Consider the following 14,609-nt stretch of genomic DNA (forward strand, 5'->3'; position numbering starts at 1 on the left):
TAATGTCATAGAATTATTCTTTTCCGGCATTTGTTTATAATAATTCTAAATAATTGCATATTTGCTTCTTAACAAATTCAAATATGCGATCACTGTTTTCTGCTACTTACAACAGACTCTCGCTTGACCTAGCGACGCTATTGTTACGTGTTGGTTTTGGAATATTAATGATTCCTAATCACGGTTATGCAAAGTTATTATCTTATGCTGAACGTAAAGACCAGTTTATGGATTTTATGGGCTTTGGCGGCCCCTTTTCTCTAGGGCTTACCATCTTTTCAGAATTTTTTTGTTCTATTCTCTTAATTCTCGGTCTTTGTACGAGGTTAGCAACAATACCATTGATTATCACCGTACTGGTTATCCTTTCTGTACACCAATGGGAAATTTTTGGCAAACACGAGCTGGTGCCCGCATTTCTGATAGGTTATTTGACTATTCTTATGCTCGGCCCGGGCAAATATAGTTTGGACTGGCTTATCACAAAAAACAGTACCAGAGTTGAAGATAAGAGACATTTATGAGATAAAGAAAATTCAATAAGTGAAAAACTAGAAATAACAGCTCCATGCTATCGGTTTAATTTTATAACAAAAGACTGTGCTGGCTTGCTGTAAATAAATTTCGCCATACCAGATTAATTTCTTCATTCGTCGTTGCCGCCGCCATGCCACCATATGGATATAAGTTATTAGCGTGGAGTCTTGCGTTCTTTACAAGTTGACGACTTCTACGGGAAATTTCTCCCAGTAAACGCTTATCAATATGCCCAATAGCCACTAGTTGATTCCACGATCGGTAAATACATTGATAAAACTGATTACTTATATTATCCAGTTCTTTTTGTGCATTTGTTAATAGATTTCTTTGTTTCTTTCTATCGAAAGCAGGAAATTCAGTCTCTTTATCTCTATAATCAATGATTTGTTCAAAAAGAGTGAAGAATCTCTTAGTCATTCCTAATGTGTTCACCGCCAATGTACTTTCTGCAAACTGCAAAAAAGGATATTGATAGATGGGATTATCCAGCATTGCTGAACGATTATCAATCTGAAAACAACGGTTTTTATCTAATAGCAAATCCTTTACTTCAAAGGACCATCCTGCTGTAGCTTTTAGCCCCATGGTTTGCCAATCATTATGGAGTACGACCTCTTCATTTAATAGAAGAAATGATTTTATAAGAGGCATTCTGTCATTTCCCCTCACTATTTTTCCATTTTCTATTATCTGGCAATTGGCCGTAAACACGCTATTATGCGGAGCTCCGGTAGCGTACTTCCATATTCCGGTAATGCGATAGCCATCATCAACTACTTCAGCCACTCCGGAAACTTTCCCACTCCCTCCAAAACATACTTTTTCATTCTGAAACAATAAGTCAGACACATCAGGTGCAATATATCCAACGAACATCGTCGCGCCACTGCATAACGTTACTGTCCATCCGATACTTCCGTCTACTTCTGCCAGTGCTTCCTCTAGTTTAAGCCCTTCAATTAAAGATAAGTTTAACCCACCGTATTTCTCTGGAACAAACATTTTAAACCATTTATTATCGTAAATGATTGCTAACTGTTTCGATGTTGGTTTTTCTAGTATTTCCGCTTGGAAGGCTTCCCTCCTTAAATCATCTACAATGACTTTTGGTAAATCCATTTAACTCAAATTTACGATTTAAGGTCTTTATTCAGAATAAACCAAATAAAAAACCTAGAAAATAAAATACAGTACAAAGATATTTTTTTAATTTCGCCATGCATTAGGTTTTTAAATTAGTAAAGTAATTTGAAATTAAAAGGGAATTTGGTGGAAATCCAAAACTGTCCCGCAGCTGTAAGCTCTTATCTAAGGAATTATTCAAAGAACATGCCACTGTCCTGATTGGATGGGAAGGCGGAATAATGTCGAGTAAGTCAGAATACCTGCCGATGCATCATATAGACGTAACTTTCGAGGATTGAAGTAACGAACTAACTATCGATACAACTTTTAACATAGTTGTGTTTCCGTTTGTTCCGCGCTTTTTTCCCAATTATTTTTTTATTTAATCATTGTAGAACATGAGAAAATTTTTATCTTTTTTTTCCTATTTACTCCTCACTATTACATTACTTACCTCCTGCTCAAAAAGTGACGAGAATCCTATTCCAGATGAAATTTCAGGTAAATACACAAATGGCTTCTTTTTATTAAACGAGGGTTGGTTCGGACATAACCCGGGGGACATTAATTTTTACCATTATGATGGTGACAGTATATCTTTCGACATTTTTTCAAAGGAAAATGAGGGAGCAACCTTGGGAGGACCTGGAAATACGCTTCAAAATGGAATACTATTTCAGGGGAAGTTGTATATGGTTGTAAAAGTTGGCGGGCCTTTGGTGGCCGCTGATGCACAAACTATGAAAGAAACAGGCCGAATAGCGCAATTACCCGGTAATAACGGTCAAAGTTTTGTTGGAATAAATGAAACCACAGGTTTACTGGGAACGGGAGACGGTCTGTATGCATTAAACCTGGAAAATTTAGCATTAGGAGATAAAATAGCTGATATCGAAGGTACAATCGGAGACATGATCGCAACCAGCCAATACACCTTTATCATCTCCAGTAATGGGCTGCTTTACGTTTTAAATAATAATGATTTTACTGTAGTAAAAGAAATATCGGGACCGATTTCCGGTTTCGTACAAACAAAAAATGGTATAATATGGGCTGCCGGTGGGGAAATTCTATATGGAGTTCATTCGAATGATCTTGAAGTAGAAGAAGTAAAGCTTCCTTTTAACTTCACGGGATCCGTTGGAGCATGGCGTGCAGGCTCAATTACTTATTCGCCTCACGAAGATGCTATATATCTAACGAAGCTCATCTCTTGGGCTTCTGGAACAGAGATTTATCGGTATTTAAAAGGAAATCCAGCCTCTCTAGATATGCCCTTTATTAGGGTTCCCGATGGACAATGGATTTACGGTTCTATCCGGTATGATGAAAAATCACAAAATTTAATTGTACCTGTGGTAAAGTCAGGTTTCGGTAATAATTACAGCTACAACCAGATTTTGTTTTACAATGCTTTCGGAGCAGCAATTAAAAAAATAAGTTACGAAGGCTTTTATTTCCCCGCATTACCAGTATTGGTTAACTAGAAACAAAAGCAACAGAATATCAACTATTTAAAATATTTTTTCTCTTCTTCTTACGGGCATCTACCACGCAAATATGCTGATGCCCGTAATTTTAAAAACTAAATAGATTTATCGTTGTTTATTGTTCGATCCATACATCTGACGTGTATGCTAACAATGGTAATTGATAATTTATGGCTGACTCGACTAACAAAAAACCTTACTCTTACGAGCTAGCGGCAAGCTTACTTTCAATGGTATTGATTATTGCCGTTCTTTATTTTCTTCAGAGTGTATTAGTTCCTCTGATGTTCTCTATCTTGATTGCAATTTCTTTATTTCCGGTAGCCCGGTTTCTGGAGAAATATAATTTCCATAGAGCATTATCTTCTATTATCGCTGTTATACTTTCCATCGTAGTTATTTCTGGGCTTATCTGGTTCATTATACACCAGGTTATTGTTATAGGGCATAACGGTGCGGATTTACAGAATAAGTTCATGACCATTTTCAACACCATCCAGCAATGGATAACGGTTAGATTTGGCGTCGAACCCGGTGAAATTACCGAGAAAGTAAAAGAATTGTCTAATGAGGCGCTATCTCATGCCGGGACTTACCTGTCGGCTGCTTTCGGATCGGTAGGAGGTATTTTAGCTGGTGTAGTTATTGTACCGCTATTTTCCTTTTTTCTACTTTATTACAGAGATTTCTTTCGCGAATTTTTCTTCCATGCATTTAAGGGCACTCCCCAAAGTAAAGTACATGAAACTTTAAATAAAATATACACCGTTGTGCAGAGCTATCTACTTGGACTAGTAACTGTAATGGCGATTGTTGCCGTGCTCAACACGGTAGGACTCATGGTTTTGGGGGTACAATACGCTTGGTTCTTTGGAACACTCGCGTCACTTCTTATGCTCCTTCCCTATATTGGCATTGCTATCGGATCCATTCTCCCGGCTTTATTTGCATTAGCTACCAAAGACAGTTATTGGTACGCTATCGGAGTGGTAGCTTGGTTTCAGGTGGTACAGTTTCTTGAGGGAAATTTAATTACACCGAATATTGTTGGCGGTAAGGTAAGTATTAATCCGCTCATGGCTGTTATTGCCATTCTCTTAGGTGGCATGTTATTTGGTTTGGCTGGTTTAATTTTAGCACTACCACTTACGGCCGTAATTAAAGTATTGTTTGACGCGATACCTTCAATGAAAGCCTTTGGATTTTTGATCGGTGAACCCGAAAAATATCATTTGAAAAAACACTCCACAATGGTATTAATTAAAAGATGGCAGCTTAAAGATAAGTTAAAGGAAAAGAATGATGACGCTCATTAAACAGTAAAGGTACTGCCTTAACACATATTCTCAGGTATATTATTATGACGAATGCAGTAGTAGCCAAATAATAAACCTGTAAAGAATAGATACAACTGTATCAAGTTTCTTTTTATTGTTTCGCCCCTCCTGATATCACAGGACTTAAACTTTTCCCTGCGATTAATAATTCATTGGTTATTGCCTTTGTATAGTTTTTAATTTCTTCTCTGAACAGTTTAACGGAAGCCCCCTCCCGAATTTCCTCCAAACGCTTTTCCCATTGTCCGGTTAGCTCTGCCTGTGCTATCTTCTTGTCTTTTACAATGTCGTAAACAGCCAAACCAGTATCTGTTGGTACTAAATTTTTCTTTTGTCTAAGAATATAACTTCTTTTAATGAGCGTTTCAATAATAGAAGCCCTAGTAGCGGGAGTTCCTAACCCACTTCCTTTCATTGCGTACCGAAGCTCTTCATCTTCTATCTCCTTCCCAGCAGTTTCCATAGCTTTCAGTAGAGAAGCCTCTGTATATAGCGGTTTCGGTTTAGTTTGTTTTTCGTTTAGTTCCTTTCTAATAATAGGTAAGTGATTACCTTCTTCCACTAGGGGTAACTTATTGTTTTCTAGCTCCTTATCATTCTCGTCAGACTCATTGTAAATCGACCGCCAACCCGCTGAACGAAGAACTGTTCCATTCGCTACGAACATTGTACCGGATTTTATGGTTATTTTTGTTAAATCTTTCGTACAAACTTCATGAAAAGCCTCTAACATCCTTCCGATTATCATATCATATATTGCCTGTTTTTCAGTTGACAGGTTTCCCGCCCTTTCCCCGGTTGGTAATATAGCGTGATGATCAGTTACTTTTTTGGCATTGACACTGCGCCTGTTAAGTTTATGGTTAAGTAGATAGCCTGCATGTTTACCGAATTGCGGATGGTTTTGTTGTTTTTCTAATAATGATGGGATAGTTGCAAATACGTCATCTCCTATATATTGACTGCCCGTACGTGGGTACGTAACTAATTTTTCTTCGTATAAACGTTGGACAATAGCAAGTGTTTCATCCGCAGTTAACCCTCTTTTCTTATTTGCCTCTTGCTGCAAACTACTCAAATCGTGCAACAAGGGGGGCTGTTCTTTTTTTGATTTGGTCTCAACGCTAAGAATAATGGCTCCATTCGGAAATCCTGTCCCTACATCCTCCACCGAATGTAATATTTTCGCTGCTTCTGCTTTATCGTTGTAATTTTTTTTTGATATCGCCTTAAACAGTTGATCGTCTTTTTGGAGTAGAATACTTAATTGGTAGTAAGTCTTAGGAACAAAATTTTTATGCCCTAAATATCGGGCGCAGATCATGCCTAATGTTGGCGTCTGAACACGTCCTAGAGATAAAACGCTCCTGGCACCAGCTGACACGCTTAAAGCTTGAGTTGCGTTCATCCCTACCAACCAATCAGATTCGGACCGACAATGTGCTGAATAAAATAACGTATCATAATCCTGTCCGGGCTTAAGGTTCCTAAACCCTTCTTTAATAGCATTGTCAGTCTGAGAAGATATCCATAAGCGTCTAAAAGGTTTTTTACACTGTAGATATCTATAGATATACCTAAAAATTAGCTCACCCTCCCTCCCGGCATCAGTCGCTACGATAATCTCTGTGCAAACATCAAATAACATTTTAATGATATTCAACTGTTTTCTTATAGAGGGGTCTTCTATTAATCCATCCTTGGTTTTTACCTTACGAACCGTTAACCTGAGCCTTTGCGGTACCATAGGTAAGTTTTTAGCCTTCCACCCGATGTAACCGTAATCCTGTGGAGGCGCGAGCTGCAACAAATGTCCGAAGGCCCAAGTGAAAAAGTATCCTGTACCCTCAATGTAACCATCCCTCTTGATTGTAGCTCCAAATACCTTTGCTAAATCACGTGCGACCGAAGGCTTTTCCGTAATAATAACTCTCATTAATCCTGTTTTGGGACCGCTAATTTAATCCATCTGTTCTAAAATCGGCACTTTTTATGTATCAGACTCATATATAAATCTTTAACAGATATTATTTAGATAATTTCTTTATTTAAAACAGTATACGTGTTCCACTTGTTACGCTAAAACAACAACATATGCTTTTCCTGACATTCTTTTTTATTGCTATAACTACCACAATAATCGTATTATATTTAATCGAAAGGTACAAGTTATCAAGAAACGCTAACAACGCAAAGAAACAATATCGCTCATATCGATTGCTCATTGAGGATCGTGTAAGTTTTTATAAGCGATTAGATGCCACAAATAAAAACCGGTTCTTAACTGAGGTTTCAGCGTTTCTGAGCAGCGTCAAGATTGAAGGTGTAGGTACTAACGTAGATGATTTAGATAGAATCCTTGTAGCCTCAAGTGCAATAATTCCCATATTTTCATTTCAGGGATGGCGTTACCCTAACTTAACGAACGTAATTCTGTACCCAGACGCCTTCGACAAGCATTTTCAATTTGAAGGAACACATCACAACACGTTAGGCTTGATCGGAACTGGCTATATGAACGGACAAATGCTTTTGTCGAAGAAAGCGTTGCATAGTGGTTTTTCTACCTTTTCAAAAAACAGCAACACGGCTATACATGAATTTGTTCATTTAATAGATAAGAGCGATGGAAGTGTTGATGGCGTACCCGAGCATCTATTAGAAAATGTTTACGTTATACCATGGATAAAACTCATGCACCGGGAAATGCAGGCAATAGCAAAAGGAAATTCCGAAATTGATTCATATGCCTTGACAAATGAGGCTGAATTTTTTGCAGTTGCATCGGAATATTTTTTTGAAAATCCAGATCGTCTTAACAAAAAGCATCCGGCCCTTTTCGAGATGTTAACAAAGATCTTTAAGACCACTTCTTAATGCAGGAATTATTAAGGGGATAATTTTCTGATATTATTTAGGTCAATCGGGATCCACCCAGTCAATCACTTCATCTTTTCAGTGGTATAATTCCTAGGTGAAGGCTACCAGCCTATAAAATAAATGAATAATAGAATTTGTTACTGAACTCGGATAGCTGAAAACCGATTATCGGAAAGTAGTTACCAAAGCGCCTAGCAGCAAACAGACTGTATATTTTATTTTTATATCAACATAAATTAACATAGAAAACGTAATTTACAATATTAAACAATATTTATTATGAAAGTATTAACTGAATGACTATTTTCACCTTGTCCAAACAAATCGGAACTCGCATAATGTTGTTGAAGTCCTGAAACCAAAACTTTAAAAAAATGGAATTTAAAGACCAATTGAAATCAATGTTTAAATCGGAGCATGAAATACCGGTTGAATTTGCTCTCTCAGAAGAAATTCATCAAAGGGAGTATTTATGTAACGGAGAAATGCTCCAGTGGAAAGGACCGTATAGTGAAGTATATTCTCCTGTTTGTTTACCAGACACACATGGGAACCTTCAACGAAAGTTTATTGGCACTTACCCTATCTGTACAGAAAAGGAAGCGATGGAAGCGCTTGATGCGGCCGTTAATGCGTATGATAACGGACGTGGAGAATGGCCAACCATGGGGGTAAGTGGTCGCATTAAATGTCTTCAAAAATTTGTGTTCAAAATGAATGAACAACGAAATTTAGTTGTTAAGCTCATCATGTGGGAAATAGGAAAATCATATATAGATGCTACCAAAGAATTTGACCGCACGGTAGATTACATAAATGCTACCATTGACGCCTTAAAAGACGTCGATCGCCAATCCTCAAGATTCGAGATTGAAGAAGGCGTTGTTGCGCAAATAAGACGTTCACCTATAGGAGTAGTACTATGCATGGGTCCCTTTAATTATCCGTTAAATGAAACATTCACTACACTCATTCCTGCAATTATTATGGGAAATACGTTACTGTTTAAACCGCCAAAACACGGAACACTCTTACATTATCCGTTGCTAAAAGCATTTCAGGAATCTTTTCCAAAAGGGGTCGTAAACACTATTTATGGCAGAGGGGCAAACACAACTCCCGGATTGATGAAAACAGGAAAAATAAATGTGTTAGCTTTTATAGGATCTAGTAAAGTAGCGAACGATTTAAAAAAAAGCCATCCAAAAATTAACCGGCTAAGAGCGGTATTGAGCTTGGATGCTAAAAACGCAGCGATAGTAACAAAAAATGCGGATATAACGCTTTCTGTCAACGAAATTGTCCTAGGAGCATTATCGTTTAACGGGCAACGGTGTACCGCTATTAAAATAGTATTTGTACACAAAGATATTGTAAAAGATTTTTTAGATGCACTTAACAAATCTATTGCTCTATTAAAGTTTGGGATGCCTTGGGAAGAAGGTATTACGCTAACGCCACTACCAGAACCTGGAAAACCAGACTATTTAAAGGACTGTATAGCAGATGCTAAGCAATGGGGAGCGGAAGTAATGAATGAGAACGGTGGTGAAAGTATTGGCACATTTGTGTATCCAGCAGTTGTATATCCTGTGAACGAAAAAATGAAACTATACAGAGAAGAACAATTCGGTCCTATTATACCGATAATTCCATTTGACTCCATTGAGGAGCCGATTAAGTATCAAATAGAATCTCCGCATGGGATGCAGGTAAGTATTTTTAGCAACAATGCTAAAGAAATCGCTTCTTTGATAGATCCTTTTGTAAACCTGGTAAGCCGAGTAAATATAAATAGCCAATGCCAAAGAGGCCCAGATAAGTTTCCTTTTACCGGGCGTAAAGATAGTGCTGAAGGAACTTTATCTGTTGTGGATGCCTTACGTTCGTTCTCGATACGCTCTTTAGTGGCAACAAAAATGAGTAAAACCAACAAGCAGCTGATCAATGATATCGTTAATAATCAAGATTCGAATTTTCTTAGCACAAATTTTATTTTCTAACGTATTATGATATTATTTAATTAGTTAAGGATCATCAATCCTTAACTAATTTTCCCAACGACTATTTTTGCCATACGATCATAATGGAGATATTTATTAGCTGTCATCAAAATATCTTCCGTATCGCTATTTTTTATTATCGCCAAATGCCGTGTGTAAAAATTCATATCTAAGCCATTAAAATAGATGTTTTTGAATTTATCCACATGAGAAAAAACATTTTCCAAAGAACCAAGAAAAGTTCCAGCGATGTAGTTTTTCACTAAATTTAACTCTTCTAAGGGCACCTTCTCACTTTTTAGACGATTTATTTCTTTCTCAATTTCCTCCAGCGTAGCCGCAGTTACTTCTACTCCGACTTCCGTAGCTATTGTAAAAAAGGCGCCGTGTTTCAAAGCTCCAATTCCGGAGCCTATACCGTAAGTATAGCCTTTATCTTCCCTGATATTATTCATTAGTCTTGACCCAAAATATCCGCCCAATATCGTATTCACCAATTGAAAAACCGAAAAATCTGGATCTGTTCTGTTGATGGCCAAGTTACCTATGCGTATTGCGGACTGCAACGCTGTCGTCTTTTCAACCAATGTTATATCTGACGAAAAAGTATTAAAAATATATGCGTCTTTTACCCGTATATTAGGTTCAGCTGCTCCCCAAGTTCCTCCAAAGAATGCTGAAATAGTATCGATAGTTTTGGATTCAACCTTTCCTGCAATAAATATGGTACAATTATCTGATGAAATTTGCTGTTTAAGAAGTGTAAGCAACAGTTCTCTTTCTAGGTTATCATAATCGCTTAATGTAGGGCTAAAACCGTATTTAGTATCACCAAATATACTTTTATTAAAGGTTCTTCGAGCGATAAAATCCGTTTTATTTAAAGATACAGCAAGCGATTGTTTGTTATTACGTATATAGGTATCTAGCTCCTTCGAAGGAATAATGCTGTTAGTCAAGATGTCTTTCAACATTGGTAACAACTCACCCACATATCTATTTAAGACATACAAGGTGAGAGAGGTATGATCGAAAGAATATTCCGGTTGTAAGAAAGCTCCATAGAAATCGATTTTTTCTGCTATTTCAGCTCCTGAAAGCTTTTTGGTTCCTTCAAGCAGCATCGCTGATAGCGCCACATTATACAATGGATTTGCACCGGCGACGCTTAAGTTATCAAAAACCCATTCTATTCGTACCAAGTCTTGCTCGCCGGAGTTGAAAACAAATAAATCTATTCCGTTATTCAATGTTTCCTTGACGGGTTCCAGTAATTTAAATTCACTAATATCATTATAATTCGGCGCTTTTTCTCTATCAATCATGTGTATTTGCTATGTAAACTAAGGTTGATGAATTTTCCTTTTTAAATATTTCCTTTGCTTGTAACTGAATGGATTCAGCAGTTATACTTCGGTATTTGTTTATTTCATCATTTAACAGTTCAGCACTGCCCAGTAATTCAAAATAGGCCAAATTCATTGCCTTGTCTAAAATAGACATTTCACCGAAAACCAACGTTGACTCGACTTTATTTTTAACCTTTGCTAATTCATAATCCATAATATATGTTGTCTTTAGCTCTTCGAGTTCTTGCCAGATGGCATTTTCTGCTTCTTCTATTGATACATGTATTAACGGCTTCCCTTCAATGATGAATAAACCTTTGTCAATACTCCCCAGTAAGTAAGCATTTATTTCACTAAATAATGCGTGCTCTTTTAAAAGTCGTCTATATAATCTGGATGACTGACCTCGTGAGAGTATATCGGAAATCAAATCGGCTGCGTAATAAGCAGAAGCGCCACGCTCTGCCATATGAAAAGCCATATATAGACTATTTACAGGAACATTGCCATGGCACACTTCCCTTCTGGCATTAGCCTGAGCCGGCTCCACTGGAAGTTTTCTCAGATATTTTTCGCGCGTAGGTATATCACCATACCATTTCTCTACATATTTTTTAACTTCCGACGTTTTCACATTCCCAGAAACGACTAATATTGCATTCCGAGGATGATAGTGTTTCTTAAAAAAAGCCTTTACCTCGTCCATGGTAGTATTCTCGATGTGTGCGAGCTCTTTTCCAATTGTAGCCCATCGGTAAGGATGTTCTTGATATGCTAGCGCACGCAATTTCAACCAGACGTCACCGTAGGGCTGATTGAGATACCGTTGCTTAAATTCTTCGCAAACTACGTTACGTTGAGTATCTAAACTCTTCTCATTAAACGCCAAACTAAGCATTCGATCACTCTCCAACCAAAATGCCGTTTCTACATTAACAGCGGGCAACGTAATATAATAGTTTGTGATGTCATTATTTGTGAAGGCATTGCTCTCCCCTCCTACGCGTTGTAAAGGCAGATCGAATTGAGGGATATTTACTGATCCCCCAAACATCAAATGTTCAAACAAATGTGCGAAACCTGTTTTATTAGGATCTTCATCCCTCGCACCAACGTCATATAAGGTATTGACAACAACCATGGGAGTTGTTGTGTCTTCATGCACCAAAACTCTTAAACCGTTATCTAAAGTAAAACGATTGTATGTTATCATATGGATGTTTTATTTTTGAAGGCAAACCTAGTATATTTTTTACATTTTTGTTACACAAATATCAATGTATATGAACAATTGTAATAACGATATAGATTTATAGCGTTTATACTGCAATAAATATGAGTTAATATAGCTCTTTTGTAAATTTCAACCATCCAAAAAGCCAAATTGTTTATCCGTTTGAGTTTGCCTAAGTTTGCAGAAAACTTAGATATGGAGCTTTCTTTTGATTTTCACAGTCCCGTAGAACCATTAAAGTTCAATTTATTTGAAAAATATAATCTAACCGTGCATATCAAAAGAGATGACATGATCCATCCATTCATATCCGGAAATAAATGGCGAAAACTGAAATATACGTTACTTGATGCAAAAAAAGAGAATAAAACACATTTGGTAACTTTCGGCGGAGCTTGGTCAAACCATCTTTTAGCTACCGCGGCGGCTGCTGCAAAGTTTGGATTTACCAGTACAGCTTATGTTCGTGGCGAATCTGTAGAAAATCAAAATCTTAACCTTTGCAAACTTTTCGGCATGGAACTCAAATTTGTAAGTAGAGAGAACTATCGAAATAAAGAAAATATCTTTAATAAATACCATAGACAAGATAGTACCACTTATTTCATAAATGAGGGTGGAGCTTCTGTTCATGCTCTTAAAGGATGTGTCGAAATTATTGACGAACTCCCGTTTGCATATGATCATATATTCACTGCATGCGGTACTGGTACTACATTAGCAGGTCTTGCGATAGGGGTAAAAAATAACCGCTTGCATACACGACTTAATGGCGTGCCGGTGCTTGCCAACGGTGCTTTTTTATATGAAGATATTAATCGTTTAGATAATACTATTAAAGATGTCATGCTGCACACCGATTATCATTTTGGCGGTTATGCGAAAACAAAGCCAGCGCTTCTAACTTTTATTAAGCATTTTGTCAGCAAAACAGGGATATTAATAGAACCTGTATATACGGGCAAAATGCTTTTCTGTCTTTTCGATTTAATTGAAAAAAAGTACTTCCCTCCAAACAGCAGCATACTAGTTCTCCACACTGGAGGAATGACTGGGATATTAGGCAAACTTGACTCATTTGGATTCAATCATTAGTTTTGTCACTTTAGCAAAAAAACAATATTATTATTAATAAAAACACATTTTTACCAATAAATAACCTTACTAAATTGGATTTATTAAAATTTTATTTTATGTTTGAGTATTAACGGCGATAAACAGATTTGGTATGAACAAAACTTCTGCAACACCTGAAAATGCTCAATCGGTTATCAGTAAACATGTGTTAACTGACGGAATGGACCTTACTTTAGATTTAAAAAAGAGTAAAGGGGTAATGATGTTTGATTCGAAACATAACAGGGAAATTTTAGACTTCTTCACCTGTTTTGCATCTGTGCCTCTTGGGTATAATCATCCAAAAATGCTAAATGATGAGGAATTCAAAGAAGACTTATTACTCGCAGCACTAACGAATCCTTCTAATTCAGATATTTACACTATGCAATATGCAAAATTTGTGGAAACGTTTAGTCGAGTGGGTATCCCATCATATTTGCCACATGCGTTTTTCGTGGCCGGTGGTGGGTTGGCTGTTGAAAATGCGCTTAAAACTGCAATGGATTGGAAAGTTCAAAAAAACTTTCAAAAGGGTTATATAAAAGAACGCGGTTTGAAGGTTATACATTTTGAAAAAGCATTTCATGGCAGAACGGGATACACCATGAGTTTAACCAATACACAACCAGACAAAACAAAATGGTTTGCTAAATTTGATTGGCCTCGCGTAAGCATTCCATATATGGAGTTTCCTTTTACTGATGAAGGATATGAACTGCTGCTGCAACGTGAAAGGCAATCGTTGGCCCAAATCAAGCAAGCTTTTGCCGACAATAAAGATGATATATGTGCCATAATTATCGAGCCCATCCAATCGGAGGGCGGGGACAACCATGTTAGAAAAGAGTTTTTAGAGCAATTAAGAATGCTAGCGAACGAAAATGATGCCTTGTTAATTTATGACGAAGTACAAACGGGAGTTGGCTTAACGGGAAAATTTTGGTGTCATGAACATTTTGGTGCCAAGGCACGCCCTGACATTATAGCGTTTGGAAAAAAGATGCAGGTGTGTGGTATTCTAGTAAGTGAACGCATCGATGAAGTAAAAACAAATGTATTCAAAGTACCATCCCGTATTAATTCAACTTGGGGAGGAAATTTAGCCGATATGGTCCGAGCAAGCAAAATATTGCAGATTATTGAAGAAGATGATTTATTGAGCAATGCTGAAGCCGTGGGAAATTATTTACAACAGCGACTGATAGATAGCACAGATAGATATCCAGTGATGAGCAATGTTCGAGGCAGGGGTCTTCTTACCGCTTTCGATTTTCCAAACAAAGAAAAAAGGGATAGTTTTCTAAAGAAGTCGCTACAACAAAAGGTACTATTCTTGGGGTGCGGTGAAAGGAGCATACGCTTCAGACCTGCATTAATCATACAAAAAACGGATATCGATCGCGGCTTGGAAACCTTGGAAAGCGTAGTTCAACACCTTTAACTGCGGCTGCACCCATACTCCTGGTTTCTTTCATGAAAAACACATTAAACGCCCTTCCCCTGCTACTTAAGCACTTTTATTTAGAGCGTGT

Annotated in this window: 11 protein-coding genes and 1 riboswitch; of the genes, 7 read left to right on the forward strand and 4 right to left on the reverse strand. The window is 37.3% G+C overall.

From position 1 onward, the window contains the following. Positions 1–83: 83 nt before the first annotated feature. Positions 84–524 (forward strand): DoxX family protein, encoded by a 441-nt coding sequence (locus tag H8S90_RS19375; protein WP_187339460.1) that lies wholly within the window; start codon positions 84–86, stop codon positions 522–524. Between the two features lie 61 nt (positions 525–585). Here H8S90_RS19375 and H8S90_RS19380 read toward each other — a convergent pair whose 3' ends face one another. After that, the gene (locus tag H8S90_RS19380; protein WP_187339461.1) at positions 586–1,659 is read right to left on the reverse strand and encodes an acyl-CoA dehydrogenase; all 1,074 of its coding nucleotides are present in this window, start codon (positions 1,657–1,659) and stop codon (positions 586–588) included. Positions 1,660–1,747: 88 nt separating this feature from the next. Next, a riboswitch (cobalamin riboswitch) is annotated at positions 1,748–1,948 on the forward strand. A gap of 115 nt (positions 1,949–2,063) precedes the next feature. Between H8S90_RS19380 and H8S90_RS19385 the strand changes: the two genes are divergently transcribed. Together H8S90_RS19385 and H8S90_RS19390 are read left to right on the forward strand one after the other, a co-directional pair. Beyond that, positions 2,064–3,152: a DUF5074 domain-containing protein gene (locus H8S90_RS19385; protein WP_187339462.1), complete on the forward strand. Its 1,089-nt coding sequence runs from the start codon at positions 2,064–2,066 to the stop codon at positions 3,150–3,152. A gap of 173 nt (positions 3,153–3,325) precedes the next feature. Next, positions 3,326–4,471 (forward strand): AI-2E family transporter, encoded by a 1,146-nt coding sequence (locus tag H8S90_RS19390; RefSeq protein ID WP_187339463.1) that lies wholly within the window; start codon positions 3,326–3,328, stop codon positions 4,469–4,471. Positions 4,472–4,583: 112 nt separating this feature from the next. On the opposite strand, the gene H8S90_RS19395 is transcribed toward H8S90_RS19390, so the two are convergent. Then, positions 4,584–6,428 carry a DNA topoisomerase 3 gene (locus H8S90_RS19395; protein ID WP_187339464.1) on the reverse strand — a complete coding sequence of 615 codons (1,845 nt, stop codon included), beginning with the start codon at positions 6,426–6,428 and terminating at the stop codon, positions 4,584–4,586. Positions 6,429–6,586: 158 nt separating this feature from the next. Between H8S90_RS19395 and H8S90_RS19400 the strand changes: the two genes are divergently transcribed. Together H8S90_RS19400 and H8S90_RS19405 are read left to right on the forward strand one after the other, a co-directional pair. Next, a complete protein-coding gene (locus H8S90_RS19400; RefSeq protein ID WP_187339465.1) occupies positions 6,587–7,369 on the forward strand; it encodes a zinc-dependent peptidase in 783 nt (260 codons plus the stop codon). 377 nt (positions 7,370–7,746) lie between these two features. Then, entirely contained in the window at positions 7,747–9,375 is a 1,629-nt protein-coding gene (locus H8S90_RS19405) for an NADP-dependent glyceraldehyde-3-phosphate dehydrogenase (RefSeq protein ID WP_187339466.1), read from the forward strand. A 41-nt stretch (positions 9,376–9,416) separates the two neighbouring features. Here H8S90_RS19405 and H8S90_RS19410 read toward each other — a convergent pair whose 3' ends face one another. Then, positions 9,417–10,700 carry a pitrilysin family protein gene (locus tag H8S90_RS19410; protein WP_187339467.1) on the reverse strand — a complete coding sequence of 428 codons (1,284 nt, stop codon included), beginning with the start codon at positions 10,698–10,700 and terminating at the stop codon, positions 9,417–9,419. Further along, positions 10,693–11,937, reverse strand: a complete 1,245-nt coding sequence (locus tag H8S90_RS19415; protein ID WP_187339468.1) for a pitrilysin family protein — start codon at positions 11,935–11,937, stop codon at positions 10,693–10,695. The genes H8S90_RS19410 and H8S90_RS19415 overlap by 8 nt, the downstream gene beginning before the upstream one ends. 189 nt (positions 11,938–12,126) lie before the next feature. On the opposite strand from H8S90_RS19415, the gene H8S90_RS19420 reads away from it, so the two are divergent. Both H8S90_RS19420 and lat read left to right on the forward strand, forming a co-directional pair. Next, positions 12,127–13,053, forward strand: coding sequence for a 1-aminocyclopropane-1-carboxylate deaminase/D-cysteine desulfhydrase (locus H8S90_RS19420; protein ID WP_370525658.1), 927 nt, complete (start codon positions 12,127–12,129; stop codon positions 13,051–13,053). A gap of 133 nt (positions 13,054–13,186) precedes the next feature. Further along, a complete protein-coding gene (gene lat, locus H8S90_RS19425; protein ID WP_187339469.1) occupies positions 13,187–14,518 on the forward strand; it encodes an L-lysine 6-transaminase in 1,332 nt (443 codons plus the stop codon). The last annotated feature ends 91 nt before the right edge of the window (positions 14,519–14,609 follow it).

The sequence above is a fragment of the Olivibacter sp. SDN3 genome (assembly GCF_014334135.1).
GTDB lineage: Bacteria > Bacteroidota > Bacteroidia > Sphingobacteriales > Sphingobacteriaceae > Olivibacter.